Source organism: Mycolicibacterium fallax (assembly GCF_010726955.1).
Lineage (GTDB): Bacteria > Actinomycetota > Actinomycetes > Mycobacteriales > Mycobacteriaceae > Mycobacterium > Mycobacterium fallax.
Map to the genome: position 1 here is coordinate 3,103,475 of NZ_AP022603.1, position 25,404 is coordinate 3,128,878.

Annotated in this window: 25 protein-coding genes; 15 read left to right on the forward strand and 10 right to left on the reverse strand. The window is 71.1% G+C overall.

Features of this window, described 5'->3' with window-relative positions:
* Positions 1 to 12: 12 nt before the first annotated feature.
* Positions 13 to 2,058, forward strand: a complete 2,046-nt coding sequence (locus G6N10_RS14835; RefSeq protein ID WP_163742493.1) for a DNA polymerase III subunits gamma/tau — start codon at positions 13 to 15, stop codon at positions 2,056 to 2,058.
* 109 nt (positions 2,059 to 2,167) lie between these two features.
* Here the strand turns inward: G6N10_RS14835 and G6N10_RS14840 are convergent, their stop codons facing one another.
* Positions 2,168 to 2,785, reverse strand: a complete 618-nt coding sequence (locus G6N10_RS14840) for a TetR/AcrR family transcriptional regulator (protein WP_085092692.1) — start codon at positions 2,783 to 2,785, stop codon at positions 2,168 to 2,170.
* Positions 2,786 to 2,893: 108 nt separating this feature from the next.
* Here G6N10_RS14840 and G6N10_RS14845 point away from each other — a divergent pair, with 108 nt between their 5' ends.
* Together G6N10_RS14845 and G6N10_RS14850 are read left to right on the forward strand one after the other, a co-directional pair.
* The gene (locus G6N10_RS14845) at positions 2,894 to 3,829 is read left to right on the forward strand and encodes a metal-dependent hydrolase (RefSeq protein ID WP_085092693.1); all 936 of its coding nucleotides are present in this window, start codon (positions 2,894 to 2,896) and stop codon (positions 3,827 to 3,829) included.
* Positions 3,822 to 4,979: a DUF7802 domain-containing protein gene (locus G6N10_RS14850; protein ID WP_085092694.1), complete on the forward strand. Its 1,158-nt coding sequence runs from the start codon at positions 3,822 to 3,824 to the stop codon at positions 4,977 to 4,979. The genes G6N10_RS14845 and G6N10_RS14850 overlap by 8 nt, the downstream gene beginning before the upstream one ends.
* Before the next feature lie 37 nt (positions 4,980 to 5,016).
* On the opposite strand, the gene G6N10_RS14855 is transcribed toward G6N10_RS14850, so the two are convergent.
* Both G6N10_RS14855 and G6N10_RS14860 read right to left on the reverse strand, forming a co-directional pair.
* A complete protein-coding gene (locus G6N10_RS14855; protein ID WP_085092695.1) occupies positions 5,017 to 6,288 on the reverse strand; it encodes a class I SAM-dependent methyltransferase in 1,272 nt (423 codons plus the stop codon).
* Positions 6,289 to 6,365: 77 nt separating this feature from the next.
* On the reverse strand, positions 6,366 to 7,769 hold the full coding sequence (locus tag G6N10_RS14860; RefSeq protein ID WP_085092696.1) for an FAD-binding oxidoreductase: 1,404 nt from the start codon (positions 7,767 to 7,769) through the stop codon (positions 6,366 to 6,368).
* Between the two features lie 92 nt (positions 7,770 to 7,861).
* On the opposite strand from G6N10_RS14860, the gene G6N10_RS14865 reads away from it, so the two are divergent.
* Entirely contained in the window at positions 7,862 to 8,305 is a 444-nt protein-coding gene (locus tag G6N10_RS14865; RefSeq protein WP_085092697.1) for an SRPBCC family protein, read from the forward strand.
* Positions 8,306 to 8,321: 16 nt separating this feature from the next.
* Here the strand turns inward: G6N10_RS14865 and G6N10_RS14870 are convergent, their stop codons facing one another.
* On the reverse strand, positions 8,322 to 9,050 hold the full coding sequence (locus G6N10_RS14870) for an Rv3717 family N-acetylmuramoyl-L-alanine amidase (RefSeq protein ID WP_085092698.1): 729 nt from the start codon (positions 9,048 to 9,050) through the stop codon (positions 8,322 to 8,324).
* A 146-nt stretch (positions 9,051 to 9,196) separates the two neighbouring features.
* Between G6N10_RS14870 and G6N10_RS14875 the strand changes: the two genes are divergently transcribed.
* Together G6N10_RS14875 and recR are read left to right on the forward strand one after the other, a co-directional pair.
* Complete coding sequence (locus tag G6N10_RS14875) at positions 9,197 to 9,532, forward strand: YbaB/EbfC family nucleoid-associated protein (protein WP_085092699.1); 336 nt, start codon at positions 9,197 to 9,199, stop codon at positions 9,530 to 9,532.
* A gap of 7 nt (positions 9,533 to 9,539) precedes the next feature.
* A complete protein-coding gene (gene recR / locus G6N10_RS14880; protein WP_085092700.1) occupies positions 9,540 to 10,148 on the forward strand; it encodes a recombination mediator RecR in 609 nt (202 codons plus the stop codon).
* 7 nt (positions 10,149 to 10,155) lie between these two features.
* Here the strand turns inward: recR and G6N10_RS14885 are convergent, their stop codons facing one another.
* Both G6N10_RS14885 and G6N10_RS14890 read right to left on the reverse strand, forming a co-directional pair.
* The gene (locus G6N10_RS14885) at positions 10,156 to 10,863 is read right to left on the reverse strand and encodes a type 1 glutamine amidotransferase (protein WP_085092701.1); all 708 of its coding nucleotides are present in this window, start codon (positions 10,861 to 10,863) and stop codon (positions 10,156 to 10,158) included.
* Positions 10,860 to 12,098 carry a Mur ligase family protein gene (locus tag G6N10_RS14890; protein ID WP_085092702.1) on the reverse strand — a complete coding sequence of 413 codons (1,239 nt, stop codon included), beginning with the start codon at positions 12,096 to 12,098 and terminating at the stop codon, positions 10,860 to 10,862. The genes G6N10_RS14885 and G6N10_RS14890 overlap by 4 nt, the downstream gene beginning before the upstream one ends.
* 132 nt (positions 12,099 to 12,230) lie before the next feature.
* Between G6N10_RS14890 and G6N10_RS14895 the strand changes: the two genes are divergently transcribed.
* Positions 12,231 to 13,214 carry a DEDDh family exonuclease gene (locus G6N10_RS14895; protein WP_085092703.1) on the forward strand — a complete coding sequence of 328 codons (984 nt, stop codon included), beginning with the start codon at positions 12,231 to 12,233 and terminating at the stop codon, positions 13,212 to 13,214.
* A gap of 104 nt (positions 13,215 to 13,318) precedes the next feature.
* Positions 13,319 to 13,975: a TetR/AcrR family transcriptional regulator gene (locus tag G6N10_RS14900; protein WP_163742498.1), complete on the forward strand. Its 657-nt coding sequence runs from the start codon at positions 13,319 to 13,321 to the stop codon at positions 13,973 to 13,975.
* Here G6N10_RS14900 and G6N10_RS14905 read toward each other — a convergent pair.
* Positions 13,972 to 14,364, reverse strand: a complete 393-nt coding sequence (locus G6N10_RS14905) for an SHOCT domain-containing protein (protein ID WP_085092705.1) — start codon at positions 14,362 to 14,364, stop codon at positions 13,972 to 13,974. The genes G6N10_RS14900 and G6N10_RS14905 overlap by 4 nt on opposite strands.
* Before the next feature lie 241 nt (positions 14,365 to 14,605).
* Positions 14,606 to 16,429 carry a 2-isopropylmalate synthase gene (gene leuA, locus G6N10_RS14910; protein ID WP_085092706.1) on the reverse strand — a complete coding sequence of 608 codons (1,824 nt, stop codon included), beginning with the start codon at positions 16,427 to 16,429 and terminating at the stop codon, positions 14,606 to 14,608.
* Positions 16,430 to 16,702: 273 nt separating this feature from the next.
* Between leuA and G6N10_RS14915 the strand changes: the two genes are divergently transcribed.
* The 7 genes from G6N10_RS14915 (at position 16,703) to G6N10_RS14945 (ending at position 24,065) form a co-directional block, all read left to right on the forward strand.
* Positions 16,703 to 17,164: a hypothetical protein gene (locus tag G6N10_RS14915; protein ID WP_085092707.1), complete on the forward strand. Its 462-nt coding sequence runs from the start codon at positions 16,703 to 16,705 to the stop codon at positions 17,162 to 17,164.
* A gap of 96 nt (positions 17,165 to 17,260) precedes the next feature.
* The gene (locus tag G6N10_RS14920) at positions 17,261 to 18,526 is read left to right on the forward strand and encodes an aspartate kinase (RefSeq protein ID WP_085092708.1); all 1,266 of its coding nucleotides are present in this window, start codon (positions 17,261 to 17,263) and stop codon (positions 18,524 to 18,526) included.
* A gap of 5 nt (positions 18,527 to 18,531) precedes the next feature.
* Positions 18,532 to 19,572, forward strand: a complete 1,041-nt coding sequence (locus G6N10_RS14925) for an aspartate-semialdehyde dehydrogenase (protein WP_085092709.1) — start codon at positions 18,532 to 18,534, stop codon at positions 19,570 to 19,572.
* Positions 19,573 to 19,580: 8 nt separating this feature from the next.
* The gene (locus tag G6N10_RS14930; protein ID WP_085092710.1) at positions 19,581 to 20,663 is read left to right on the forward strand and encodes a DUF4185 domain-containing protein; all 1,083 of its coding nucleotides are present in this window, start codon (positions 19,581 to 19,583) and stop codon (positions 20,661 to 20,663) included.
* A 91-nt stretch (positions 20,664 to 20,754) separates the two neighbouring features.
* Complete coding sequence (locus G6N10_RS14935; RefSeq protein WP_085092711.1) at positions 20,755 to 22,752, forward strand: PE-PPE domain-containing protein; 1,998 nt, start codon at positions 20,755 to 20,757, stop codon at positions 22,750 to 22,752.
* 105 nt (positions 22,753 to 22,857) lie between these two features.
* Complete coding sequence (locus G6N10_RS14940; protein ID WP_085092712.1) at positions 22,858 to 23,268, forward strand: hypothetical protein; 411 nt, start codon at positions 22,858 to 22,860, stop codon at positions 23,266 to 23,268.
* A 134-nt stretch (positions 23,269 to 23,402) separates the two neighbouring features.
* Complete coding sequence (locus G6N10_RS14945; protein WP_085092713.1) at positions 23,403 to 24,065, forward strand: sensor domain-containing protein; 663 nt, start codon at positions 23,403 to 23,405, stop codon at positions 24,063 to 24,065.
* A gap of 3 nt (positions 24,066 to 24,068) precedes the next feature.
* Here the strand turns inward: G6N10_RS14945 and bluB are convergent, their stop codons facing one another.
* Positions 24,069 to 24,716 (reverse strand): 5,6-dimethylbenzimidazole synthase, encoded by a 648-nt coding sequence (gene bluB, locus G6N10_RS14950; protein ID WP_179962841.1) that lies wholly within the window; start codon positions 24,714 to 24,716, stop codon positions 24,069 to 24,071.
* 5 nt (positions 24,717 to 24,721) lie between these two features.
* Positions 24,722 to 25,399 carry a class I SAM-dependent methyltransferase gene (locus G6N10_RS14955; protein WP_085092730.1) on the reverse strand — a complete coding sequence of 226 codons (678 nt, stop codon included), beginning with the start codon at positions 25,397 to 25,399 and terminating at the stop codon, positions 24,722 to 24,724.
* Positions 25,400 to 25,404 lie beyond the last annotated feature (5 nt).

Below are 25,404 nucleotides of genomic sequence, written 5' to 3' on the forward strand. Positions count from 1 at the left end.
TAGCCTGCTTCCGTGGCCCTCTACCGCAAGTACCGTCCGGCGACGTTCGCCGAGGTGATCGGCCAGGAACACGTCACCGAGCCGCTCTCGACGGCACTGACCGCCGGCCGGATCAACCACGCCTACCTGTTCTCCGGCCCGCGCGGCTGCGGCAAGACCTCCTCGGCGCGGATCCTGGCCCGCTCGCTGAACTGCGCGCAGGGTCCCACCCCGACGCCGTGCGGGGAGTGCGATTCGTGCCAGGCGCTGGCGCCCAACGGCGGCGGCAGCGTCGATGTCACCGAGCTCGACGCGGCCAGCCACGGCGGTGTCGAGGACACCCGCGAGCTGCGGGACCGCGCCTTCTACGCGCCGGCCCAGTCGCGGTACCGGATCTTCATCATCGACGAGGCCCACATGGTGACCACCGCGGGCTTCAACGCGCTGCTCAAGATCGTCGAGGAGCCGCCCGAGCATCTGATCTTCGTGTTCGCCACCACCGAGCCGGACAAGGTGCTGCCGACGATCCGGTCGCGCACCCACCACTACCCGTTCCGGCTGCTGGCCCCGCGCACCATGCGTTCGCTGATCGAGACGATCACCGCCGCCGAGGACGTCCGGGTCGACGACGCGGTGTACCCGCTGGTGATCCGGGCCGGCGGCGGCTCCCCGCGCGACACCCTCAGCGTGCTCGACCAGCTGCTGGCCGGCGCCGACGGCAACCACGTCTCCTACCAGCGGGCACTGGCGCTGCTGGGCGCCACCGATGTGGCACTGATCGACGACGCGGTCGAGGCGCTGGCCGCCGCGGATTCGGCGGCGCTGTTCGGGGCGGTGGAATCGGTCATCGACGCCGGGCATGACCCGCGCCGGTTCGCCACCGATCTGCTGGAGCGGTTCCGGGACCTGATCGTGCTGCAGGCGGTGCCCGATGCGGCGGCCCGCGGTGTCGTCGAGGCGCCCGAGGACGAGCTGGACCAGATGCGGTCGCAGGCCGAACGGATCGGGACCGCCACGTTGACCCGCTACGCGGAGGTGGTGCACGCCGGGCTCGGCGAGATGCGCGGGGCGACCGCGCCGCGGCTGCTGCTGGAGGTGATGTGCGCGCGGCTGCTGCTGCCGTCGGCGGCGGACACCGAGGCCGCGCTGCTGCAGCGGGTGGAGCGCATCGAGACCCGGCTGGACATGTCGATCCCGGCCGGTGAGGCCGCCGCGTCGCTGCCGCCGGGCGACGGCGTGATCGGTGCCGGGAAGCAGTTCACCCGGCGCAGTCAACGGTCGGAGGAGCCCGAGGCCGAGCCCGCGCCGGCTCCGCCCGCGCCGGCACCCGCACCCGAGCCGCCGGCGCCCGAGCCTGCACCCGAGCCTGCACCCGCACCCGAGCCGGCACCGTCGCGCCCGGCACCGGCCCGCCCGGCGCCGGTCGCCGAAACCCGGCCGCCGGCGGCCCGGGCACCCGAGCAACCCGCCGCTGCACCCGAACCCCCGGCACCCGAACCCCCGGCGCCCGAACCCCCGGCCCCCGAACCGCCCGCCCCGGCGCCCGAGCAACCCGCTGCCGTGGCACCCGGCCAACCGGACGCCGCCGCGGTGCGCAGCATGTGGGCCACGGTGCGGGAGAAGGTCCGGGAACGCAGCCGCACCACCGAGGTGATGCTGTCCGGGGCGACGGTGCGTGCCGTCGACGCCGACACCCTGGTGCTGATGCACGAGTCGGCGCCGCTGGCCAAGCGGCTGTCCGAGCAGCGCAACGCCGACGTCATCCGGGAGGCGCTGCGCGATGCCCTCGGCGTGGACTGGAAGGTGCGCTGCGACACCGGGACCGGTGCGCCCGTCGCCGACCAGCCGGTCCGCCGCGGCGGCGCACCGGCGCAGGCCCCGGCGCCCGAGGCTGAGGATCGCCGTCAGGCCGAGGCCGAGCGTCGTCGCGCCGAGGAGGACCGGCAGCGCGCCGAAGAGGAACGCATGATGGCCGAGGCGGCCGCCGAGGACGTCGATCCCGGGCCGCGCCGCGATCCCGAGGAGATCGCCCTTGAGCTGCTGCAGAACGAGCTCGGGGCCCGCAAGATCGGCGACTGAGCGCGCAGCTACCGCGGCATGTCCGCGATGGCACAACCGATGCGCATCGCGATCCGCCGCACCCGCCCCGCCATGACCTCGATGTGGCCCGACGTTCGGCGCCGGGACGTCAGTTGGCCTGCGCCGTGTCCGGGCCGCCGGCCTGGGCGAGGATCGCCCCGCCGAGCCAGCGCCGGACGAATGCCCGCAGCCCGGCGCGGTCGCGCTCGGGATCGTTGGGCGCCGCGAAGAACGACAGCATGACCCGCAGGGTGAATTCGACCAGCTCGGTCAGCGCGGCGTTGTCGTAGCCGTGGGCGGCCCAGTCCACGTCGAACCGGGTGACCATCTGCAGCCCGAGTTCGCGGGCCTCCGGTGAGGCGATGCCGCCGGGGTGAGTGCCGGCCAGCAGGACGCCGAGGCGCGGGGTGCGGGAGGCCTCCTCCAGGGTGAACAGCACCCCCTCGGTCATCGCCTCGGCGGGCTCGTCGAGGCCGTGCAGGTGTTCGGCGAGTCGGTCTAGGAAGCCCGCGGTGGAGGCGATGCCGGCGGCGCGCATCAGATCGTCGGCGGTGCGGAAGTACCGGTAGACGGTCTGCCGGATCACCCCGAGGGACGCGGCGACGTCGGCGATGCTGATCGCCGAACCGGTGCTGTCGAGCAGGTCGACGGCGGCGGCGACGATCCGCGCGGTGGCCTCGGTGTCGTCCGCCGGGGGTCGCCCACCCCATCCGCGCCTGCGTGCCATGGCCCCGGACGGTAACCGATATTGACGAACGGCGCGACGACGGGTAATCATACCAACATACATAATGCAGTTTGACTGTATGGTGACTGACGGAAGGGGCCCGCGCCCGTGACCGACCTTCAGGTGCGCAAGATGCGCTTCGGTTTCGCTGACGAGCCGGTGCCGTTCCTGTGGAACGAGACCAACCCGGCGTTCTCCTCGATGGCCAACGCCGTGTCGTTCCTGGCCGTCGCGTTCGAGAAGATGATCGGCCAGATGATTCCCGAGGCGATGCCGCTGATCGACGATCCCGCGGTGGTCGCCGAGGCCGAGGCCTTCGTTCGTCAGGAGGGCCAGCATTCGATGGCGCACCGCCAGCACGTCAAGGCGCTGATCGCGAGGTACCCGGGCCTCAAAGACACCCTGACGCAGGTGACCGCGGCATACGACGACCTGTCGGCGAACACGCCGTTGCGCTACCGGTTGGCCTACACCGCGGACCTGGAGGCCACCTTCACCCCGGTCTTCAAGCTGATGCTCGACAACGACGACACCCTGTTCGCGCCCGGCGACGACCGGGTCGCCTCGCTGTTCCTCTGGCACTTCGTCGAGGAGGTCGAGCACCGCAGTTCGGCGTTGATCATCTACGACGCGGTGATCGACGATCCGTGGTACCGAATGCGGGTCGCGCCGTCCGTTTTCCGGCACGTCTGGGCGGTGTTGCGGATCGCCTGTGCAGGTTTCAACGCCCAGGTACCGCTGGCCGACCGAAAGGTCGACGCGATCAGCATGTTTGGCATGCAGGCGCGCAAAAAGGCGCTGCTGCAACGCCTCCCGTTCAGCAAGACCCCCAACGACGGGCCGGTCGGTTCGGCGTTCGGGCACCTCCGGGCCCGACAGATGCTGACGGCGTTCGGTGGTGTGGTGCGCAGTCAGATCCCGGGCCACAACCCCGCCGGGGAGCAGCTGCCCGCGCTGGCCGGACAATGGTTCGACCGTTACGACGCCGGCTACGACGTCACCCGGTGGTACACCGCCGCACAGTCGGGAGCGACCCATGCTTGATCTGTGTACGACGACCTTCGAGAACCTCGCGCATTCGATGGGATTCTCCTGCGCGACGGCCGGCGGGCTGGTGGAATTCCGCAGCCCGTTCGCGCTGGAGAACGCGACGTTGCCGGTGCTGGAACTGACCGTGATTCTCGGGGCGGTGCTGGCCCTGGTGCACGCCATCGTCCGGCTGCGCCGGCATCGCGACCCGACCAACCTGGTGCTGTGGTTCGGGGCGATCGCCTATCTGCTGATCATCGAGCCGCCGCTGTACTTCCCCGGCGCCTTCGGCATCGAGGAACACATCGACACGATGTTCGCGCACAACGTGTTCAGCGTCGACTTCCTGTGGGGCCGCCTGCCGCTGTACATCGTGGCGATCTACCCGATGATGGCCACCGTCGCCTTCGACGTGGTGCGCAGCCTCGGGGTATTCCGGCGCTACGGCACCCTGGTCGGCGCGGTGTGCGTCGGATTCGTCCACCACGCGTTCTACGAGATCTTCGACCACCTCGGCCCGCAGCTGCGGTGGTGGGAGTGGTCGATCGATCACCCGATGAACCAGCCGATGTTCGACGCGGTGCCGCTGCCCAGCGTGGTGGTGTTCGCCGCGCTGTGGCCGATGTCGTTGGCGTTCTTCGTGCAGCTGTTCGTCGGGCGGCACGTCGACGCGGGACGCCGTTTCTCCGGCCCGCAGGTGCTGTGGCGGACCGTCGTGGTCGGGCTGCTGGCCTCGCTGGGGACCGCCATCCTGCCGCTGCCGGCCACCGTCACCCAAGCGGTCACCGGCAGCGTCACCGCCACCGGCGTCGCCTACGCGCTGGAACTCATCGTCATCACCGCGGTCGCCGTGCCGGTGCTGGTGCTGCAGTGGCGGCGGTTGCGTGCGGGTACCGAGCCCGGGCCGCGCTACACCAGCCCGGTGATGATGGGTTATGCCGCCGGTTATCTGGCGGTGCTGTCTGTGCTGTGGCTGACCGCGCTGCCGGCCTACGTCGGTGCGGTCGACGGCCGCACCGCGGCCGGCGATCCGGTCGGCAGCCTGGGCTACGCGGTCGGCTGCCTGGTCATCGCCGGGCTGTGTCTGGTGGCGGTGCGCACCAGCGGTCCGGGCGCGGCTGCCGGCCGGCGACCCGAGCCGGTCGGCGCGGCCGCAGCCGGCTGACCGGCCGCGGCCGGTCGGCCGGTCCCGGCGCTCCGGGCTACGGCGTCCACCAGGGGCGTAGCGGTAGCCCGCAGTCGCCGCCGACGTCGTCGAGCCGGACCGCCAGCACCTGGTGCAACTGCACCACGTTCGACGCGAAGCCCAACCGCGACCCGGCCATGTACAGGCCCCACACCTTGGCGGTGGCCAGGCCGACCTCGGTGACCGCCGCGTCCCAGTTGGCGACCAGGTTCGCGCCCCAGTCCCGCAGCGTCAGCGCGTAGTGGTGGCGCAGGTTCTCCTCGTGCAGCACCTCCAGGCCGGCGTCCTGCACCTCGGTGATGATCCGGCCGGAACCGGTCAGCTCGCCGTCCGGGAACACGTAGCGGTCGATGAAACCCCCGGCGTCGGCGGGCCCGGTGTTGTCCGGCCGGGTGATGCAGTGGTTGAGCAGCAGCCCGCCCGGGCGCAGCCGCGATGCCAGGAAGCCGAAGTACCCCGGATAGTTGTGCACGCCGATGTGTTCGGTCAGCCCGATCGAGGACACCGCGTCGAACCCGGACTCGGCGACGCCGCGGTAGTCGCCGAACCGCACCGCGGCGAGCTCACCGAGCCCCTCGGCCGCGATGGCGCGCTGCGCCCACGCCGCCTGCTCGCGGCTCAGCGTGACGCCGACGGCCCGCACGCCGCGGCGCGCCGCGTACCGCACCATCGCGCCCCAGCCGCAGCCGACGTCGAGCAGCCGGTCGCCGGGAGCCAGCCGTAGCTTCTCGAACACCAGCCGGTGCTTGTTGTCCTGGGCGGTCTGAAGGTCGGCCCCGGTCTCGGGATAGCACGCGCAGGTGTAGGTCATCGACTCCCCGAGCACCAGCTCGTAGAACCGGTTGGACACGTCGTAGTGGTGGTGGATCACCTCGGCGTCGCGTCGCCGACTGTGCCGCAGCCCCTCGGCCAGCCGGCGCCACCGGGGCAGCATCTCCTGGGGTGGCGGGGCGACCGGCCGGAGCCGCTCGATGCCGACCGAGCGCAGCACGTCGAGCAGCACCCGCGCCGGGGGACGTTTCAGATCGAGCTCGGTGGCCAGGGTGCGCAGCAGCTCGTAGGGATCGCCGGGATGCACACCGGTGACATCCAGATCCCCGGCGACGTAGGCGCGGGCCAGCCCGAGGTCGCCGGGCGCGGTCAGCAGGTAGCTGGCGCCGCGGGGGGTGCGCAGTTCCAGGCTCAGCGGTGCGTTGACCGGGCCGGTGCTGGATCCGTCGTAGGCGCAGAACCGCAGCGGCAGTTCGGTGCCGGCGGCGAACACCTCCAGCACCTCGGCGAGCGACATCCGCGGATGCGAGGAGAGCTGCCCGGTCGGGGCTTGCAGTTGGTTGGTCCTGGGTTGGTTGGTCCTTGATTGGGCACTCACTGTCGTTGCACCGCCTTCGCATACAGATCGAGCAGCCGGGAATCGGGGTCGTAGGCCGCCTTGGCGGCCCGGTACGCCGGCCCGCCGTAGAGTTCGTCGAACTCCTCTCGCGGGTAGAACGCCTCGGAGTACAGCGACTTGTGGCCGCCGAGTTCGGCGACCTTGGCCTCGATCAGCCGGTTGGTGTGCCCGGGAGCCGGGCCGGCGGGCACCGAGGACCAGAAGCCCACGTTGACGTAGCTGCGCCCCGGGCGGATCGGGTACAGCGGCCAGCCGTCGGCGTCGCGCAGCCGCAGCGGGCACAGCCAGACCGGTTCGATCGGCACGGTGCCGGCGAACCAGGTCAGGAATTCCGCGGTCCGGTCGATGGGGACCTCGATGTCCTGCACCACCCGTTCGCGCAGCGGCGCGGGCGGCCGGGTCAGCCGGCGGCGTTCGATCCGGTCGCCGATGTCGTAGCGCTGGTCGACGTCGACGAGTTTGCGGTAGACGCGGGAGTTCCGGTAGCGCCGCGGCCAGCAGCGCCGGATCCGCGGATGCTGGGCGCCGAACACCCGCGAGCACCAGAACCAGTCGGTGTCCCAGCGCCACAGGTAGTCGGCGATGGTGAGCCGGTCGGTCTTGCCGGCCGGGCGGCCCGCGGGGTGCTGGATGGAGCGGTAGTAGATGTCGCGGCCGGTGTAGTCGCTGACCGGGCCGGGGGCCGCGGTCCGGGTGCCCAGGCACAGGTAGCACTCGGTGGGGGAGAACATCACCCCGTCGAGGTAGTCCACCGGTTGCCCGGCGTAGCCGCGGGTTTCGACGATGCCGTCCATCGCCGCCACCAGCTCGGGCAGCGAATCGAAGCGCAGGTGCCGCAGCGCCACGAACGGTTCGACCGGCTCCAGCTCGATCCGCAGCCGCACCGAATAGCCCAGCGTGCCGTAGGAATTCGGGAAGGCGCGGAACAGCTCGGGGTGCTCGGTCGGCGAGGCGGTGACGACCTCGCCGGCGCCGGTGAGGACGTCCATCTCCAGCACCGACTCGTGCGGCAGGCCGTTGCGGAACGACGCCGCCTCGATGCCGAGGCCGGTGACCGCACCGCCGAGGGTGATGGTCTTGAGCTGCGGGACCACCAGCGGGGACAGCCCGTGCGGCAGGGTGGCCGCCACCAGGTCCTGGTAGCTGCACATGCCGGCGACGTCGGCGGTGCGGGCCACCGGGTCGACGGCGATGACGCCGCAGAGCCCGGACACGTCCAGGCCCGGGGTGGTGCTGCGGCGCCGCGCCCGAAACAGGTTGGAGGTCTTCTTCGCCAGCCGCACGGTCGCCCCGGCGGGGATCGCGCGGTAGCTGGCGAGCAGCCGCTCAACGCCGGCGTCGTGCGTCGTCGACCGGGCATCCGTGGCTGGAACCCACACGGATATACGCTAGTCCGCAAATGCGGCCTGTGCGACCGTTGCGCGACGCCTGCCGCCCCACCCCGAGCACCGATACGAGGAGCCGCACGCCCATGGCACGCATCAGCGCCACCAGTACCGTTTTGATCGACGCCGAGCCCGACGCCGCGCTGGCCGCGGTCGCCGACTACCAGAACGTCCGCCCGGCGATCCTGTCCGAGCACTACCGCGATTACCGGGTGGTCTCCGGCGGCATCGGCGCGGGCACCGTCGCGACCTGGAAACTGCAGGCCACCGAGTCGCGGGTGCGCGACGTGCGGGCCGAGGTCGACATGGCCGGCAAGACCGTCATCGAGAAGGACGCCAACTCGACGATGGTGTCCAACTGGACGGTCGCGCCGGCCGGCACCGGCTGCACCGTGACGGTGAAGACCAGCTGGACCGGCGGCGGCGGGGTCAAGGGGATCTTCGAGCGGATCTTCGCCCCGCTGGGCCTGCGCGGCATCCAGGACGAGGTGCTGGCCAACCTCAAGCGCCGGCTGGAGAAGTCCGCCTAACCGCCCTGCGCTTGGCTCAGATCGCGCGGTTCTGCTGCAGGCTCAGCAGGTAGCTGGCGATACCGCGGACGACGGCGTCGGCGAACTTCTGCCGGCCCTGCTCGGACTTCATCAGCGCCGAGTCCACCGGGTTCTTCATGTTGCCGAGCTCCACCAGCACCGACGGGTACTGGGCGAGGTTCAGCCCGGCGATGTCGGCGCGGCCCATCAGCCCGCTGGAGCCGATGTAGGTGGCCGGCGGCAGACCGGAGGCCTGGATCTGGTCGCGCATGGTCTTGGCCAGCGTCACCGCCGGCCCGGCCTGCGCCTGGTTCAGCGGCGGGTCGGAGTACAGCACGTGGAAGCCCCGCCCGGTGGCCGGGCCGCCGTCGGCGTGGATGCTGACGATCGCGTTCGGCCGGACGCTGTTGGCCAGGGCGGCGCGCTGGTCGACGCACGGGCCCTGGGAGGCGTCGTCGCCGCGGGACATCGCGGTACGCACCCCGTATTTGCTCAGCGCCTGCCGGATCCGCAGGGTGGTGTCCCAGGTGAAGGTGTGCTCGGGGTAGCCGTCGTCGGTGGCGGTGCCCGAGGCCTGACAGTCCTTGGTGCCGCCGCGGCCGGTGGTGACCTGGACGCTGTCGCCCTCGCTGCGGGCGTTGTGGCCGGGATCGAGGAAGACGATCATCCCGGCGATGCTGGCGGGTGCGGCCGAGGCTGACGGCTCGGCGACCGTGACGCTCAGGGTGGATGCCGCGACGAGCATTGCGGTGGCCACGGCGGCACCGACACGCGAGCGGGTGGGGACATGCACGGCGCCACGCTAACCTCGCGATGACTAGGCTGTTAAGCGCGAAAGCGCCGCAGCGCAAATGCGGAACCAAGTCGAGACCCAAACGCAAGGGGACTGTCATGCAACCCGGAAATGCACCCGATATGTCGGCGTTGCTGGCGCAGGCGCAGCAGATGCAGCAGCAGTTGATGGAGGCCCAGGAGAACCTGGCCAACAGCGAGGTTCGGGGCCAGGCCGGCGGTGGACTGGTGCAGGTGACGATGAAGGGCAGCGGCGAGGTCGTCGCCGTCGCGATCGACCCCAAGGTGATCGACCCGAGCGACCCCGAGACGCTGCAGGACCTCGTCCTCGGCGCGCTGTCCGACGCGGCCACCCAGGTCACCCTGATGGCGCAGTCGAAGCTGGGGCCGCTGGCCGGCGGCATGGGCCAGGCCCTCGGCATGCCCGGCCTCTGAGCCGTCGATGTTCGAAGGACCCGTCCAGGACCTGATCGACGAGCTGGGCAAGCTGCCCGGCATCGGCCCCAAGAGCGCCCAGCGCATCGCGTTTCACCTGATCTCGGTGGAGCCGCCCGAGATCGACCGGTTGACCGGGGTGCTCGGCCGGATCCGCGACGGGGTGACGTTCTGTTCGGTGTGCGGCAATGTCTCCGACGCCCAGCGCTGCCGGATCTGCGGCGACGCCCGCCGCGACGGCACGGTGGTCTGCGTCGTCGAGGAACCCAAGGATGTGCAGGCGATCGAGCGGACCCGGGAGTTCCGCGGCCGCTACCACGTGCTCGGCGGGGCGCTGGATCCGCTGTCCGGGGTCGGCCCCGAGCAGCTGCGGATCCGGGAACTGCTGAACCGGATCGGTGAGCGGGTCGACGGCGTCGACATCACCGAGATCATCGTCGCGACCGACCCGAACACCGAGGGCGAGGCGACGGCCACCTACCTGGCCCGGGTGCTGCGCGACATCCCCGGCCTGACCGTCAGCCGGATCGCCTCCGGCCTGCCGATGGGCGGCGACCTGGAGTTCGCCGACGAACTGACCCTGGGCCGGGCGCTGGCCGGGCGCCGCCAGCTTTAACGCGGGATCAGGCCCGGCGCGGGGCGGCCAGCCGCTCGCGCCGCAGCAGCGCCACCTCGGGCAGCTCCAGCGCCGCCAGCGGCCCCACCACCTGCGACAGCAGCAGGTCGGCCAGCTCGGGATTGCGGGCCAGCGCGCAGCCGTGCAGATAGCTGGCGATCACCGACCCCTGCACCGCGCCGTCGACGCCGTCGCCGACCCGGTTCCCGTCGCCCTTGGTGACGGCGGCCAGCGGCCGGGCGTCGGGGCCCAGCACGGTGCCGCCGCGGTGGTTCTCGAAGCCGGTCAGCGGCTCGGTCAGCCCGTCGATCAGCGGTTCGGCGGTGACCTCGCCGATGCTGCGCCGCGGTTGCGGGGTGGTGGTCACGTCGAGCAGCCCGACGCCCTCGACGCGTTCCCCGGAGGCGGTCTCGTACCAGTGCCCGAGCACCTGGATGGCCGCGCAGATCGCCAGCACCGGCGCGCCGCGGTCGGCCGCGCGCTGCAGGCCGGGGTGCCGCAGCAGGTGTGCGGTGGCCAGCCGCTGGGCGTAGTCCTCGGCGCCGCCGAGGGTGTAGATGTCCAGCGAGTCCGGCACCGGGGAGTCCAGGGTGATGTCGACGATCTCGGCGTCGATCCCGCGCAGCCGCAGCCGCTGGCGCAGCACCACCGCGTTGCCGCCGTCGCCGTAGGTGCCCATCACGTCGGGCAGCACCAGCCCGATCCGCACGGTCATGGCAGCCTCCGGTTCAGCTGCAGGAACGCGGTGTAGTTGGCGACGAGTTCGACGTGCCCGGGCGGGCAGGCCGCGATCGCGGCCAGTGTGTCGTGGGTCAGCCGGTGCTCGACGCCGGCGTAACCGAGCCGCACCGCCAGGTCGGTGCCGCGCTCGCCCGCGGCGATCACCGGCAGCCGCCGGGCCGGCTCGACGAAGTGCTCGAAGTTGACGTCCCACAGCCAGGACAGGTCCTCGCCGTCGGGCACCTGCCCGTTGACCGCGATCACCACGCCCGCAGCGCCGGTGGTGTCCACCATGGACAGCGCCTCGTGCCAGCCGGCCGGGTTCTTGGCCAGCAGCATCCGCACGCTGTGCGGGCCGACCTGCACGGTCCGGTACCGGCCGGCGACCTCGTCGACGGTGCCCGCGGCGGCCACCGCCGCGGCCGGGTCGACGCCCAGCGCCACCGCGGCGGCCACCGCCTGCGCGGCGTTGCCGCGGTTGACGGTGCCGGGCAGCGCCAGCCGCATCGGCAGCCGCAGGCCGTCGGGCCCGTGGAGAAAGTCCTCGTCGTACCACCACGCCGGGTCGGGGCGACGGAAGTCGGTGCCGGTCGAGGCCCAGCCGGCGCCGTCGCGGACGATCACCTCACCGCTGCGCGGGCAGCTGACCGAGTCGTTGGCCCAGCTGCCGCCCGCGGCGACCCACACCACGTTCGGGCAGTCGTAGGCGGCGGAGGTGACCAGCACGTCGTCGCAGTTGGCGACGACGACGGCGCCGGGGTGGCGGGCCAGGCCGGCGCGCAGGGTGCGTTCGATGTGGTTGATCTCGCCGACCCGGTCGAGCTGGTCGCGGGACAGGTTCAGCAGCACGATCGCCGCGGGGTCGACGGCGTCGGCCACGTGCGGGACGTGCATCTCGTCGACCTCGAGGGCGGCCAGCGCGGCGGTCTTGTTGACGGCCAGCGCCGAGATCAGCCCGGCGTCCATGTTGGCGCCCTCGGTGTTGCTGGCGACGCCACCGGGCAGCGTGCCCAGCGCGGCGGCCAGCATCCGGGTGGTGGTCGACTTGCCGTTGGTGCCGGTGACGATCACCGAGCGGCGACCGGCGGCGAGCTGACCGAGCACGGTGGGATCCAGCTTCATCGCGATCAGGCCGCCGATCATCGCGCCGGCGCCGCGCCCGGTCGCCTTGGAGGCCCGGCGCGCGATCGAGCCGGCGGCCAGGGCCAGGCGTCCGCGGGCGGTGATCACGGGCCAAATGCTACGCACGGCCCGGCCGGCCCGGCATCCCGATGACCCCGATAGCGACCGGCGTCACGCGCGGCGGATCCGGTTTTGGCGGTGTCGCCCGGGATTGTCGGGCCGGCGTGCCATCCTGACGGGGTGAGTCAGACGTGGGGACAGCCGGCGACCCAGGCGGTGAACGGGTGGGCCGTCGTCGACGTCGAGACCTCCGGCTTCCGGCCGGGTGCGGCCCGGGTGCTCAGCGTCGCGGTGCTGGCGCTGGACGCCGACGGCCGCATCGAGCAGTCGGTGGCCAGCCTGCTGAACCCGGGCGTCGATCCCGGGCCGACGCACATTCACGGGCTGACCGCGGAGATGCTGGAGGACCAGCCGACCTTCGCCGAGATCGCCGGTGACATCGCCGGGCTGCTGGCCGGGCGCACCCTGGTCGCGCACAACGCCGGATTCGACTACTCGTTTCTGACCGCGGAGGCCGAGCTGGCCGGCGCGGAGCTGCCGATCGACCGGGTGATGTGCACGGTGGAACTGGCCCGCCGGCTCGACCTGGGGCTGGACAACGTGAAGCTGGAGACCCTGGTCCGCAACTGGGATCTCACCCAGAGCCACCCGCACGACGCCTTCGACGACGCCCTGGTGCTGTCCAAGGTGCTGCGCCCGCTGTTGGATCGGGCCGCCGAGCGCGACGTGTGGCTGCCGGTGCGCCCGGTGGGTCGGCGCCGCTGGCCCAACGGCCGGGTCACCCACGACGAACTGCGGCCGCTCAAGGCGCTGGCCGCGCGGCTGCCGTGCCGCTACCGCAACCCGGGCCGCTACTCCGGCGGCCTGGCCCGGGGGATGCGGGTCGCGTTGTCGGCGGAGTGCTCGCGGACCCACGAGGAACTGCTGGAACGGCTGCTGGACGTGGGGCTGGCCTACGCCGACGCGGTCGATCCGCAGACCTCGCTGGTGGTCTGCAACGACGCCACCCCGGCGCAGGGCAAGGGCCTGACGGCCCGCACGCTCGGGGTGCCGGTGCTGTCCGACGAGGCGTTCATGGCCGGGGTGCGGCACCTCGCCGGCGGGGCCGACGGCGGCGCCGAGCCGCCCGTCGACGCCGACGAGGGCCAGTTCACACTTTTCTGACCCACCCGCAGATTCCATTAATCTGGTGGACGGCAGCGCGGGAACGTGGTGAACGCCGCGCGCCGGAGAAAAGCTCGGCGGAGAAAAGACTGGGGACGTCAATGGTGCCAGCGGGGACGCGCACGGGGTTCGGTGACCGCGCGCGCACGCTGCTGCGCGACGTCGTCATGCAGGCGACCGTCGAGATCGTCCGCACCCAGGGCTGGGCCCGCACCCGGATGGGCGACATCGCCGCCGTCGCCGGGATCAGCAAGCCCACGCTGTACAAGTACTTCGGTTCCCGCGAGGAGCTCGCCCGCGAATACGTCGACCGGGAGGTCGACCAGGTGCTGCAGACGGCCCGCACCGTGTTCGAGCGCTACCCGGGCGACCCGGAGCGGGCGTTGACCGAGGGGCTGCAGCACATCGTCGAGGACCTGAGCCGCAACCCGCTGATCCGGGCGGTGTTCACCGACGACGCCGTGGCCGCCAGCCTGTTGCCGCTGGTCACCACCCACGGCGAACGCCTGCTCAAGCACGCCGTCGACGAGATTGCGGCGATCAGCAGCGTCGCGCTGCCCGGCGCGCTGCCCGAGGACATTCGCGCCTACTCCGACACCCTGGTTCGGTTGATGATCAGTCACGCGATCCTGCCCAGCCCCTCGGTCGAGGACAGCGTGGATTCGATGCTGCGGGTGGCGCTGCCGCTGGTGCGCGCCGCGCGCGAGAACGGCAACGCCGCCGCGCCGACCCCCGGCGGGGTCGACGCGGCCGGCGGTTAGCCCAGCGCCTTGGCCTTCAGTGCATCGAACTCGGCGTGGGTGATGGTGCCGGACTCCAGCAGTGCCTTTGCGTCGGCGATCTCCTGGGCGGGCGAGCGGCCGGCGGCCTGCCGGATGTAGTCGTCGGCCTGCTGCTGAGCCGCGTCGGCGGCGGTCTTGGCGCGTTCGGCCATCCCCTTGCCTCGGGCCACCAGGTACACCAGGGCGGTCAGGAACGGGAAGACCAGCAGGAAGATCACCCAGATCGCCTTCAGCCAGCCCGAGGTCTTGTGGTCACGCCAGAACAGGTCGGTGAGGATCTGGAACAGGATGATCAGGTAGGCGAAGAACGCGAACACCATGAGCGTGTACCAGAGCAGGCCTCCGACGCCCTGCCAGTCGATCTCCATGTGCACGGTGGCCTCCTTCGGGGCGCCCGGCGCGACGGTGTCGGCCCTGGCGTGACGCCCAGCTACTACCGGTGATAGTACAAGGGCTCAGCCGCGGGCTGCGCGGTTCACCGCGGTGTTGGAACCGCGGTTCACCGCTTCGCCCGCAAACAGGCCTCGCAGGCTCAGCCGCGGGCTGCGCGGTTCACCGCGGTGTTGGAACCGCGGTTCACCGCTTCGCCCGCAAACAGGCTTCGCAGGCTCAGCCGCGGGCTGCGCGGTTCACCGCGGAGACCACCGCCCGCAGCGACGCCGTCGTGATCGACGGCGCGATGCCCACGCCCCACACCGTCTTGCCGCCGATGTTGGCCTCCACGTACGCCGCGGCCTGGGCCTCCTCGCCCGCAGACATCGCATGCTCGGAGTAGTCCAGCACGTTGACGTCGAAATCGATGGCGCCCAGCGCATCGCAGAACGCTGCCAGCGGACCGTTGCCGGCGCCGACGATCTCCCGCTCGGCGCCGTGCACCTTGACGATCGCGGTGATGGTGTCGGTGCCGCCGTCCTCCTCGGCCGCGACGACCTTCTGCCGGATCCGTTCCAGCGGGCGGACCGGTGCCAGGTACTCCTGCTGGAAGGCGTCCCACATCTCCTTGGGCGAGACCTCGCCGCCCTCACCGTCGGTGATCTGCTGGATCGCCTGGGAGAACTCGATCTGCAGCCGCCGCGGCAGCACCAGACCGTGATCGGCCTTCATGATGTAGGCGACGCCGCCCTTGCCGGACTGCGAGTTCACCCGGATGACGGCCTCGTAGGTGCGGCCGACGTCCTTCGGGTCGATCGGCAGGTAGGGCACCTGCCACAGGTAGTCCTCGACGTCCATGTCGGCCGCGTCGGCGTCGATCTTCATCTGGTCCAGGCCCTTGTTGATGGCGTCCTGGTGGCTGCCGGAGAACGCGGTGTACACCAGGTCCCCGCCGTAGGGGTGCCGCTCGGGCACCGCCAGCTGGTTGCAGTACTCGGCGGTGCGCCGGATCTCGTCGATGTTGGAGAAGTCGATCTGCGGATCCACCCCGCGGGAGAACATGTTCATCCCCAGGGTGACCAGGCAGACGTTCCCGGTGCGCTCACCGTTGCCGAACAGGCAGCCCTCGATGCGGTCGGCGCCGGCCTGGTAGCCCAGTTCGGCGGCGGCCACCGCGGTGCCGCGATCGTTGTGCGGATGCAGGCTCAGGATGATCGAATCGCGCCGGGCCAGGTTGCGGCTCATCCACTCGATCGAGTCGGCGTACACGTTCGGCGTCGCCATCTCGACGGTCGCCGGCAGGTTGACGATCAGCGGCCAGTCCGGGGTCGGGTTGATCACCTCGGCGACCGCGTCGCAGACCTCCTTGGCGTACTCCAGTTCGGTGCCGGTGTAGGACTCCGGGGAGTACTCGTAGCGCCAGCGGGTCTCCGGGTGCCTCTCGGCCTCGGCCAGGCACAGCCGCGCACCGTCGGTGGCGATCTTCTTGACCGCTTCGCGGTCGGCCCGGAACACCACCCGGCGCTGCAGGATCGACGTCGAGTTGTAGAAGTGCACGATGACGTTCGGGGCGCCCGCGCAGGCCTGGTAGGTCCGCGCGATCAGGTCGGGCCGGCACTGCACCAGCACCTGAATCGTGACGTCATCGGGGATCGCGCCCTCTTCGATGATGGAGCGCACGAAGTCGTAGTCGGTCTGGCTGGCCGACGGGAACCCGACCTCGATCTCCTTGTAGCCCATCTGCACCAGCAGGTCGAACATCCGGCGTTTGCGCGCCGGGCTCATCGGGTCGATCAGGGCCTGGTTGCCGTCGCGCAGGTCCACCGCGCACCAGCCCGGGGCGCGGTCGATGACCTTGTCCGGCCAGGTGCGGTCGGGCAGCGAGATGTTCTCCACCTCGTCGGCGAAGCTGCGGTACCGGTCGGCCGGCATCGAGGATCCGCGCTGGGTGTTCCAGGCGGGCTGGCCGGGGTTGCGCGGGCCGGCCGGAGTGTTGATCGCGCGCACCGACGAGTAGGCGTCGACGGACATCGCGTCGCCGGCGGAAGAAGAAGTGGTCATGAGAGTGGCTCCGAGGGTCTAGCTGGAATGTCCGACCGGCGCATCGCAAAAACCCGCGACGGGTTGCCAGTCTGGATCAGACCCCGTCGCGGCGCCCGAGAAGGAGCACACGCTGCACGTTGCTGATGGTACTCCCGGTGACGTGTGTGCCCAAACTGTGCGGGGCCGGGGCCGCAGATGGGGCGCCGGAACGCGTTCTTGACCCGGTCGACCGCGGTCGCACCCAGGCGGTTGGCCTCGGAACCGCCGGGGTGGCCGCACTATCGTGGCGGTGTGAAGTTTCGCGACGGCGGCGCCGGCCGGCTCAGGATCAGGCCGGGGACCATCATGGTCCTGGCCGTCATCTTCTCGGCGGTCGCCGCCGTGTTGCATTACGGCCCGTGGTTCAAGGACGAGCCGTCCGAGGAGTGCAAACCGGTCCGGGCGATGCTGGACTTCAACCGCGAGCAGACCACTCTGATCGGCGACAAGACCGATGCCGGCCCGCAGGACTACCGGGTTTGGGCCGACGGGCTGGCGGATCGGTCCGGGAAGGTGACCGACCCGGAACTGGCCGCCCGCGCGGTGAAGCTGGCCGGGCTGGCCAGTGAGTTCGCGACGGTGTACGCGGTGGTGGGGCCGAACCCGCCGCGCACCGACGGCAAGCCGCCGGAGGGGGTGTTCCGGATGTCCGGGCTGAACGCCCAGATCGGGACCGAGTTGCAGCAGCTCGACGCCCTCTGCCCGGCCGGCTGACCGACCCCGGGCGGGAGGAAATCCGTCGGCGTGGTTGCCCTATCCTTGGTGGCTGAGTCCGGTTTATGGACGCGCACCCCAATGGAAGGGCGAACAGTGGCGCTCGTCGTGCAGAAATACGGCGGATCCTCGGTGTCCGATGCCGACCGGATCCGGCGGGTCGCCGAGCGGATCGTGGAGACCAAGAAGGCCGGCAACGACGTTGTCGTGGTGGTCTCGGCGATGGGCGACACCACCGACGACCTGATGGACCTGGCCAAGCAGGTGTCCCCGGCGCCGCCGGCGCGCGAGCTGGACATGCTGCTGACCGCCGGTGAGCGGATCTCCAACGCGCTGGTCGCGATGGCGATCGAGTCGCTCGGCGCGCAGGCTCGCAGCTTCACCGGCTCGCAGGCCGGCGTCATCACCACCGGCACCCACGGCAACGCCAAGATCCTCAGCGTCACCCCCGGCCGGCTCCGCGAGGCGCTCGACGACGGCCAGATCGTGCTGGTCGCCGGGTTCCAGGGGGTCAGTCAGGACACCAAGGACGTCACCACGCTGGGCCGCGGCGGCTCGGACACCACCGCCGTCGCCGTCGCCGCCGCGCTGGGCGCCGACGTCTGCGAGATCTACACCGACGTCGACGGCGTGTACACCGCCGACCCGCGCATCGTCTCCGGCGCTCGCAAGCTGGACACCGTCAGCTTCGAGGAGATGCTGGAGATGGCCGCGGCCGGCGCCAAGGTGCTGATGCTGCGCTGCGTGGAATACGCCCGCCGCTTCGACCTGCCGATTCACGTCCGGTCGTCGTACTCGGACAAGCCCGGCACCATTGTCAAAGGATCGATCGAGGACATTCCCATGGAAGATGCAATCCTGACCGGAGTCGCCCACGACCGCGGCGAGGCCAAGGTCACCGTCGTCGGACTGCCCGACACCCCCGGCTACGCCGCCCGGGTGTTCCGCGCGCTGGCCGAGGCCGACATCAACATCGACATGGTGCTGCAGAACATCTCCAAGGTCGAGGACGGCAAGACCGACATCACCTTCACCTGCGCCAGCGACAACGGGCCTGCCGCGGTGGAGAAGCTGACCTCGCTGCAGGGCGAGATCGGTTTCTCTCGGGTGCTCTACGACGATCACATCGGAAAGGTCTCGCTGATCGGGGCCGGCATGCGCAGCCATCCGGGCGTCACCGCGACGTTCTGTGAGGCGCTGGCCGAGGCGGACATCAACATCGACCTGATCTCCACCTCGGAGATCCGAATCTCGGTGCTGATCAAGGACACCGAGCTCGACCGCGCGGTCGCCGCGCTGCACCAGGCATTCGACCTCGGCGGCGAGGAAGAGGCCGTCGTCTACGCCGGAACGGGGCGCTGATCGTCATGGTGAACGTGGGTGTGGTGGGCGCGACCGGTCAGGTCGGCCAGGTCATGCGGACGCTGCTGGAGCAGCGTGATTTTCCGGCCGACGGGGTGCGGTTCTTCGCCTCGGCCCGGTCGGCGGGCCGCAAGCTGGTGTTCCGCGGCGTCGAGATCGAGGTCGAGGACGCCGCCACCGCGGACCCCAGTGGCCTTGACATTGCGCTGTTTTCGGCCGGGGCGACGATGTCGCGGGTGCAGGCGCCGCGGTTCGCCGCGGCCGGTGCGGTGGTCGTCGACAACTCGTCGGCCTGGCGCAAGGACCCCGACGTGCCGCTGGTGGTCTCCGAGGTGAACTTCGCCCGGGACGTGCGCGGGGTGACGCTGCCCAAGGGCATCATCGCCAACCCGAACTGCACCACCATGGCCGCGATGCCGGTGCTGCGGCCGCTGCACGAGGAGGCCGGACTGACCCGGCTGATCGTGTCCAGCTATCAGGCGGTCTCCGGCAGTGGGCTGGCCGGGGTGCGGGAGCTGGCCGGTCAGGTCCGCGCGGTGATCGACGGCGCCGAGGCGCTGGTGCACGACGGCGCCGCGGTGGATTACCCGGCCCCGGCGACCTACGTTGCCCCAATTGCCTTTAACGTGGTTCCGCTGGCCGGTTCGCTGGTCGACGACGGCTCCGGGGAGACCGACGAGGACCAGAAGCTGCGCAACGAGAGCCGCAAGATCCTGGGCATCCCGGAGCTGGCGGTGAGCGGGACCTGCGTGCGGGTGCCGGTGTTCACCGGGCATTCGCTGTCGATCAACGCCGAGTTCTCCCGGCCCATCTCGCCGGAGCGGGCACGCGAGATCCTGGCCGCCGCACCGGGGGTGAAGGTCGTCGAGGTGCCGACCCCGCTGGCCGCCGCCGGCGCCGACGAGTCGCTGGTGGGCCGCATCCGCGCCGACGAGGGCGTACCCGGCGGGCGCGGGCTTGCGCTGTTCGTCTCCGGGGACAACCTGCGAAAGGGTGCGGCGCTCAACACGATTCAGATCGCCGAGCTGCTGGCCGCCGAGCTGTAGTCGCGGCGATGCGACGGATCCCCGGGCTGCTCGGATTCGTCGCCGCGGCCTGCGCGGTGCTGCTTGCCGCCCCGGTCTGCGCGGACCCGGCGCTGCCGGCGCTGGCGCCGGGGCAGGTGTTGCGGGTCGGCGCGACCGCCGGAACCGGCACCGGCACCGCCGATTTCAACATCGGCGCGACCGATCTGTGTGAGTTCATGGAGTTCCCGACCGAGCTGTTGCAGATCTGCGGCGACAGCTTCGCCGGCCCGGGGGTGGGCTTCGGCGGCTGGTACACCCCGATCGCGCTGCACGTGGACCGCGATTCGCTGGACTCACCCGAAGGGGTGCGCTACGTCGGGGTGACCGGCCGGGACGCGCCGCTGCTGGCGGACCCGAAGCCGCCGGGAACCTCGCAGCTGCCGGCCGGGGTGGTGTCGATCAACCGGGAGAACTACCTGCTGGTGACCACCACCGCCAACCTGCAGCCGCAGAGCTCCCGGCTGGTCAAGGCCGAGGCCGCCCGCACCGGCTGGCCGACGGTGCCCGGGTCGGTGCGCTCGGGCGGGGACCGGTCCCAGATCAGCGGCTACTACGACCCGGTGCCGACCCCGGATTCGCCGACCGGCTGGGTGTTCGTGGTGGCCAACAACTTCAACCGCAGCGCCCCGGTGACGCTGTACCGGGTGCCGCCGGCGAAGTTCACCGACCGCGGCGCCTGGCAGGGCTGGTCGGCCAAGGGCTGGGGCACCGCGGCGACCCCGCTGTGGCCGGACAAGACCGGCGAGCTGAGCTTCCAGCAGGTCGACGGCCGCGCGGTGCTGTCCTACTTCAACTCCAGCACCGGAAACATGGAGGTCCGGGTCGCGGCCGACCCGACCCTGCTGGGCAGTGCGCCGGTCACCACGGTGGTGGTGGCCACCGACTGGCCCGATCCGGTGGACGCGCTGCCGCCGCCGTGGGACAACGGGCTGGCCCAGCCCTACGGCGGCTACATCGCGCCGGGTTCGACGCTGGATGCGCTGCTGGTGTTCGTCAGTCAGTGGAACACCACCACCCGCGACCGGGCCCCGTATCGGGTGCTGCAGTACCTGGTCAACCCGTTCAAGTAGCCGCGCAGCCCAAGACTGCGGTTTGTGACGATCGTCACGCCGATGGTGCTAATCTCCTGAGAAGTCACTGAGATTCGGCTAAGGGGTCGGTATGTCGAAGAACCGGCGCCTGCGCGCCAAGAGCCTGACCACTGCGGCGGCGGCGCTCCTCACCGCGACCGCGTTGACCACCGGGGTGGTCGCCCCGAGCGCGAACGCCGCCGCCGCCGCGCCCGCGGTACTGGCCCAGCGCAACGCCGAGGTGCAACTGGCGGCGCTGACCGACACCCTGGGCGACCTGATCCAGCGGTGGCGGACCGCCGCGGACAACAACCAGTCGGTCACCGAGCCCGGCGCCGGGTTCGAGGCGATGCCGCTGGCCGAGCTTCCGCTGTTCGGGCAGGCGCCGGATCCCGGCGACATCCCCGATCTGACCCTGGGGCTGGGCGGCCGGCTCGGCAACGCCGTGCAGCGGGTCGGCATCGCCGCGGCCGATGTCATCCCCGGCACGGTCAACCTGGGACCGGTGTGGGAGGCCTTCGGGCTGGACCCGAACACCGCGATCAGCGATGTCCTCGGCGCCATTCTCACCAGCGCGGTGACGGATATGCCGCTGCCCGAGGGCCTGCCGGCGCTGATCCTCCCGTTCCTGCGGGCAGGAAATGTCGAGACCGTGGGGCAGTTGCTGGACCTGATCAGCTTCACCCTGACCGACCCGCTGAACATCGCCGGGCGTTCACCCGGGCTGAACGTGGTGACCACCGCACCGCTGTTCGCCCTCGGCAAGGCGCTGGGCATCGATGCCGGCTGGTCGCCGATCTTCCCCGACGCCATCGCCGACGCGGCCAACGCCAGCACAGCGCTCGGGATCAACCCGGTGAAGGTCGTCAACGACCTCAACGGATTGATCCCGTCCCGTCCGATCATCCCGAACCAGGCGCTGAAGGCATCGCTGACGGTGGCGGCCGCGACGCTGCGGGCGGCCGGCTTCACCAACCTGGACCTGCGGGTGCCGGTGGTGGTCGGGATGGGGCTCGGCGCGTTCGCGGCCGGCGAGGCCTACCCGCAGATCCGCGACGCGGCGCTGGCCCACACCGGCCCGAATGCGACGGTGCTGGCCTCGGTGCTGCTGGCCAACCCGGGCCGGGCCAACGGCGGCCTGTTCGCCCGGTTCTACCCGCTGGCCTCCCTTGCCGGCATCAACACGATCACCCGGGATCAGGAGGGCTCGGGTCTGAACCTCGATGGTTCCACCTTCATCCCGATCAAGATCGACGCCACCGTTGCGTACAACCCGCTGTCGGACGTCCCGGCCTGGCCGAACCCGTTCGCGCTGGCCAACACCGCGGCGGCGGCGGTCCTGCCGACGTACCTGCGCGGCATCGACACCGACCTGCAGAAGGTGATCGAGGACGAAACCGGGATCGACATCGAGCATCCGGATTTGGACGACATTCCCTCGAACGTGTACGTCACCCTGCCGGTGAGCACCCTCCCGCTGCTGGAGCCGCTGGCGCTGCCCACCGTCGCGACCAACCTGTTGCTGAGCTCAACCGGGGTGCAGTTCAACAATCCGCTGGTCACCGCGTTGGACCCGGCGGCAAAAATGCTGGTCAACCTGGGCTACACCGACGTCGACCAGGGCGACGGGTACAACCGCACCTTTGACCGGAGTGACGAGGTGACCCCGTTCGGCACGCTGCCCGACGTCGACTGGCGCAAGGTCCCCGGCGACCTCGTCGACGGGCTGGGCACCGGGATCCGCAATGCGGTCGACCAGGGCCTGATCAAGCGCGACGACGACGCCACCCCGGCGCTGGCCCGGGGCAGCCAAACCCCGAAGCTGGCCGGCGGAAAGCTGGTGTCCCAGCTGCGGGCCGCCGGCGATGACGCCAAGGACCGGCTGCAGCGGCTGACCGGCAAGACCACCGCGGCCAAGGACACCGCATCGGCCACCGGATCGGACACCGCGCGCAAGACCCCGATCCGGGACGCCGCGGCCAAGGCCTCGGCGCAGCTCAAGAAGGCCGGCGAGGATCTGAGGGCCACCGTCAAGCAGGTCCGCAACGAGATCAAGACGAAGGTTCGCGCGGGCGCTGACCAGGACTAACGTCCCCGCCAGGCGCCCGGCGGCTATCGTGGTCGGCGAACATTCAAAGCAGTTTCATAGCAGGCACCCATGCGGTAGCGGGTGCCCGATGAGGAGCATGACGACATGACCGACACCCCTGACACACCCACCGAACCGACCACCGCCGCCACCGAGTCGAATCCCGCCGCCGCACCCAAGCCGAACCGGCTGTACCAGGCCGCGGCCTGGGTGGCGATCGTCGCCGGCACGCTGTTCATCGTCGGCACGGTGTTCTTCGCCGGCATGATCGTCGGGCACCGCGCAGACGGCCATGGCGGCCAGCAACGCGGGCACGACAGCGGCATGATGCAGTCCCCGCACCACCGGATGGGCCCCGGCGGCATGGGTGGCATGGGCGCCGGCTGCCCGATGATGAGGGGCGGCATGCAGTCGGGGATGAAGTCCGACGAGGACGATTCCGACGACGCCCGCACGCCTCGCGGCCCGGGGTCGCAGGCCCCCGCGCCGGCAGCCCCCGGGCAGCCGCCCCGCTGACAACAGAACCTCAACGGCCCGCCCGTGCCGTTTCAGACCCCTCGGCGCATTCCACCCCTCGGGAGTGCGCCGAGGCCTATTTTCGGGCCGGATTGGCGCGGACGAATGACCGGGTTCCCTGGCATGATCGGCGCATGGGCTTGCCGGGACATCGTCGGATTTCGATTCTTGCGCTGACCGCCGCGGCGGCGGCGGCGGTCGCAGCGACGGGGACCGCGGCGGCCCGGCCGTCGGACCCGGGCGTGGTCAGCTACGCGATCATGAGCAAGGGCTCGGTCGGCAACATCGTCGGCGCTCCGATCGGCGCCGAAACCGTGTCGTCCTTCCCCTACCAGGGCTACTCCGTCGACATCCCGGTGTGCAACAACTGGGCCGACATCGGCCAGCCCGAGGTGTACAACGATCCGGACCTGGCGTCGTTCAACGGCGCCAGCTCGCAGACCTCACCGACCGACACCACCCACCTGGTGCGCCAGGCGGTCGGGGTGTTCGCGACGCCCGCGGCGGCGAACGCCGCCTACCACCGGGTCGTGGACCGCACCGTCGGCTGCGCCGGGCAGACCGCCACCCTGCGGCTGGACGACGGCCGGATCGAGGTCTGGTCGTTCAGCGGCGGACCGGCCGGACCGGCGGACGCCTCCTGGGTCAAGCAGGAGGCCGGCACCGACCGGCGCTGCTTCACCCAGACCCGGCTGCGGGAGAACGTGCTGCTGCAGGCCAAGGTCTGCCAGTCCGGCAACGGCGGCCCGGCGGTCAACGTGCTGGCCGGGGCCATGCAGAACACCCTCGGGCAGTAGACCTCACTCCGGCCAGGTGTTCTCCGCGACGAACTCCTCCAGCGGCCGGGCGAACGCCCACCGGTCCAGCTCCAGCGCCGGACGATCCGGGAAATCGGGCACCGGCCCCAGGCACAGCACCGCGATCGGTTCGGCGCTCTCCGGCATCCCAAGCAGCTCGCCGAGCTTGACCGGGTCGAAGATCGAAACCCAGCCCATGCCAAGGCCTTCCGCGCGGGCGGCCAGCCACATGTTCTGGATCGCGCAGGCCGCCGACGCCAAATCCATGTGCGGCATGGTGCGGCGGCCGAACACCCAGCGTTCGCGGTGCTCGCACAGCGCCACCACGAACAGTTCCGCGCAGTCCAGCACGCCCTCGACCTTGAGCGCCAGGAACTCCGACTCCCGCTCGCCCAGGGCGTGCGCGGTCTTGGCGCGTTCGGCGTCGACCAGCCGGTGAATGTCGCGGCGCAACCCGTCGTCGGTGATCCGAATGAAGCGCCACGGCTGCATCAGCCCGACGCTGGGCGCGGCGTGCGCGGCGGCCAGCAGCCGCGCCAGCACCTCCGGGGCCACCGGGACATCCGGCACGAATCGGCGCATGTCACGGCGCTCGCCGATCACCCGGTACACCGCATTGCGCTCGGTGTCGCTGAAGGCGGCCTCGCTCATCGCGCTCAGGCGGGTTTGTGGGCGCGCAACAGCAAGGCCGGCATCTTCATCCGGCCCTTGGCATCCCGCTCGATGGGCGGCGCCGGGGTGCCCTCGGGCAGCGGCGGCACCGTGGCGTGGATGTAGGCCGGGCGGATCTCGTCGACCACCCAGTACGGGTCGACGGCGGCGCGCAGCTCGTCGGCGTCGACCTCGTTGGGCTTCTGTTCCTGCTCGGCGGGGAAGGCGCCCTTGGCGAACGCCAGCACGACGTACTTCGCGCCCGGGGCGGCGGCGGCCACGATGGAGCGCTGGTAGCCGTCGCGGCCCTCAACCGGCAGCGAATGAAACAGCGTCGAGTCGACGATGGTGTCGAAGCGCCCGTCGTAGCCGGTGAACGCGGTGATGTCGCCCTGCTCCAGGGTGACGTTGTCCAAGCCGCGCTCGGCGGCCGCGGCCCGGGCGGCGGCGATCGCCGTTGGGCTCAGGTCGATCCCGACGGCGGTCTGCCCGCGGGCGGCCACGGTCAGCGCCAGTTCGGCGTGCCCGCAGCCGGCGTCGAGCACGGTGCCGGTGATCTCGCCCGCCTCGATCAGGGCGGCGAGTTCGGGTTGCGGCTCACCGATGTTCCACGGCGGCGGGCCCTCGAATCCCTCGGATTCCCCGCGATATGCACTGTCCCAATCCAATACCTCGTCGGCCATGCCGT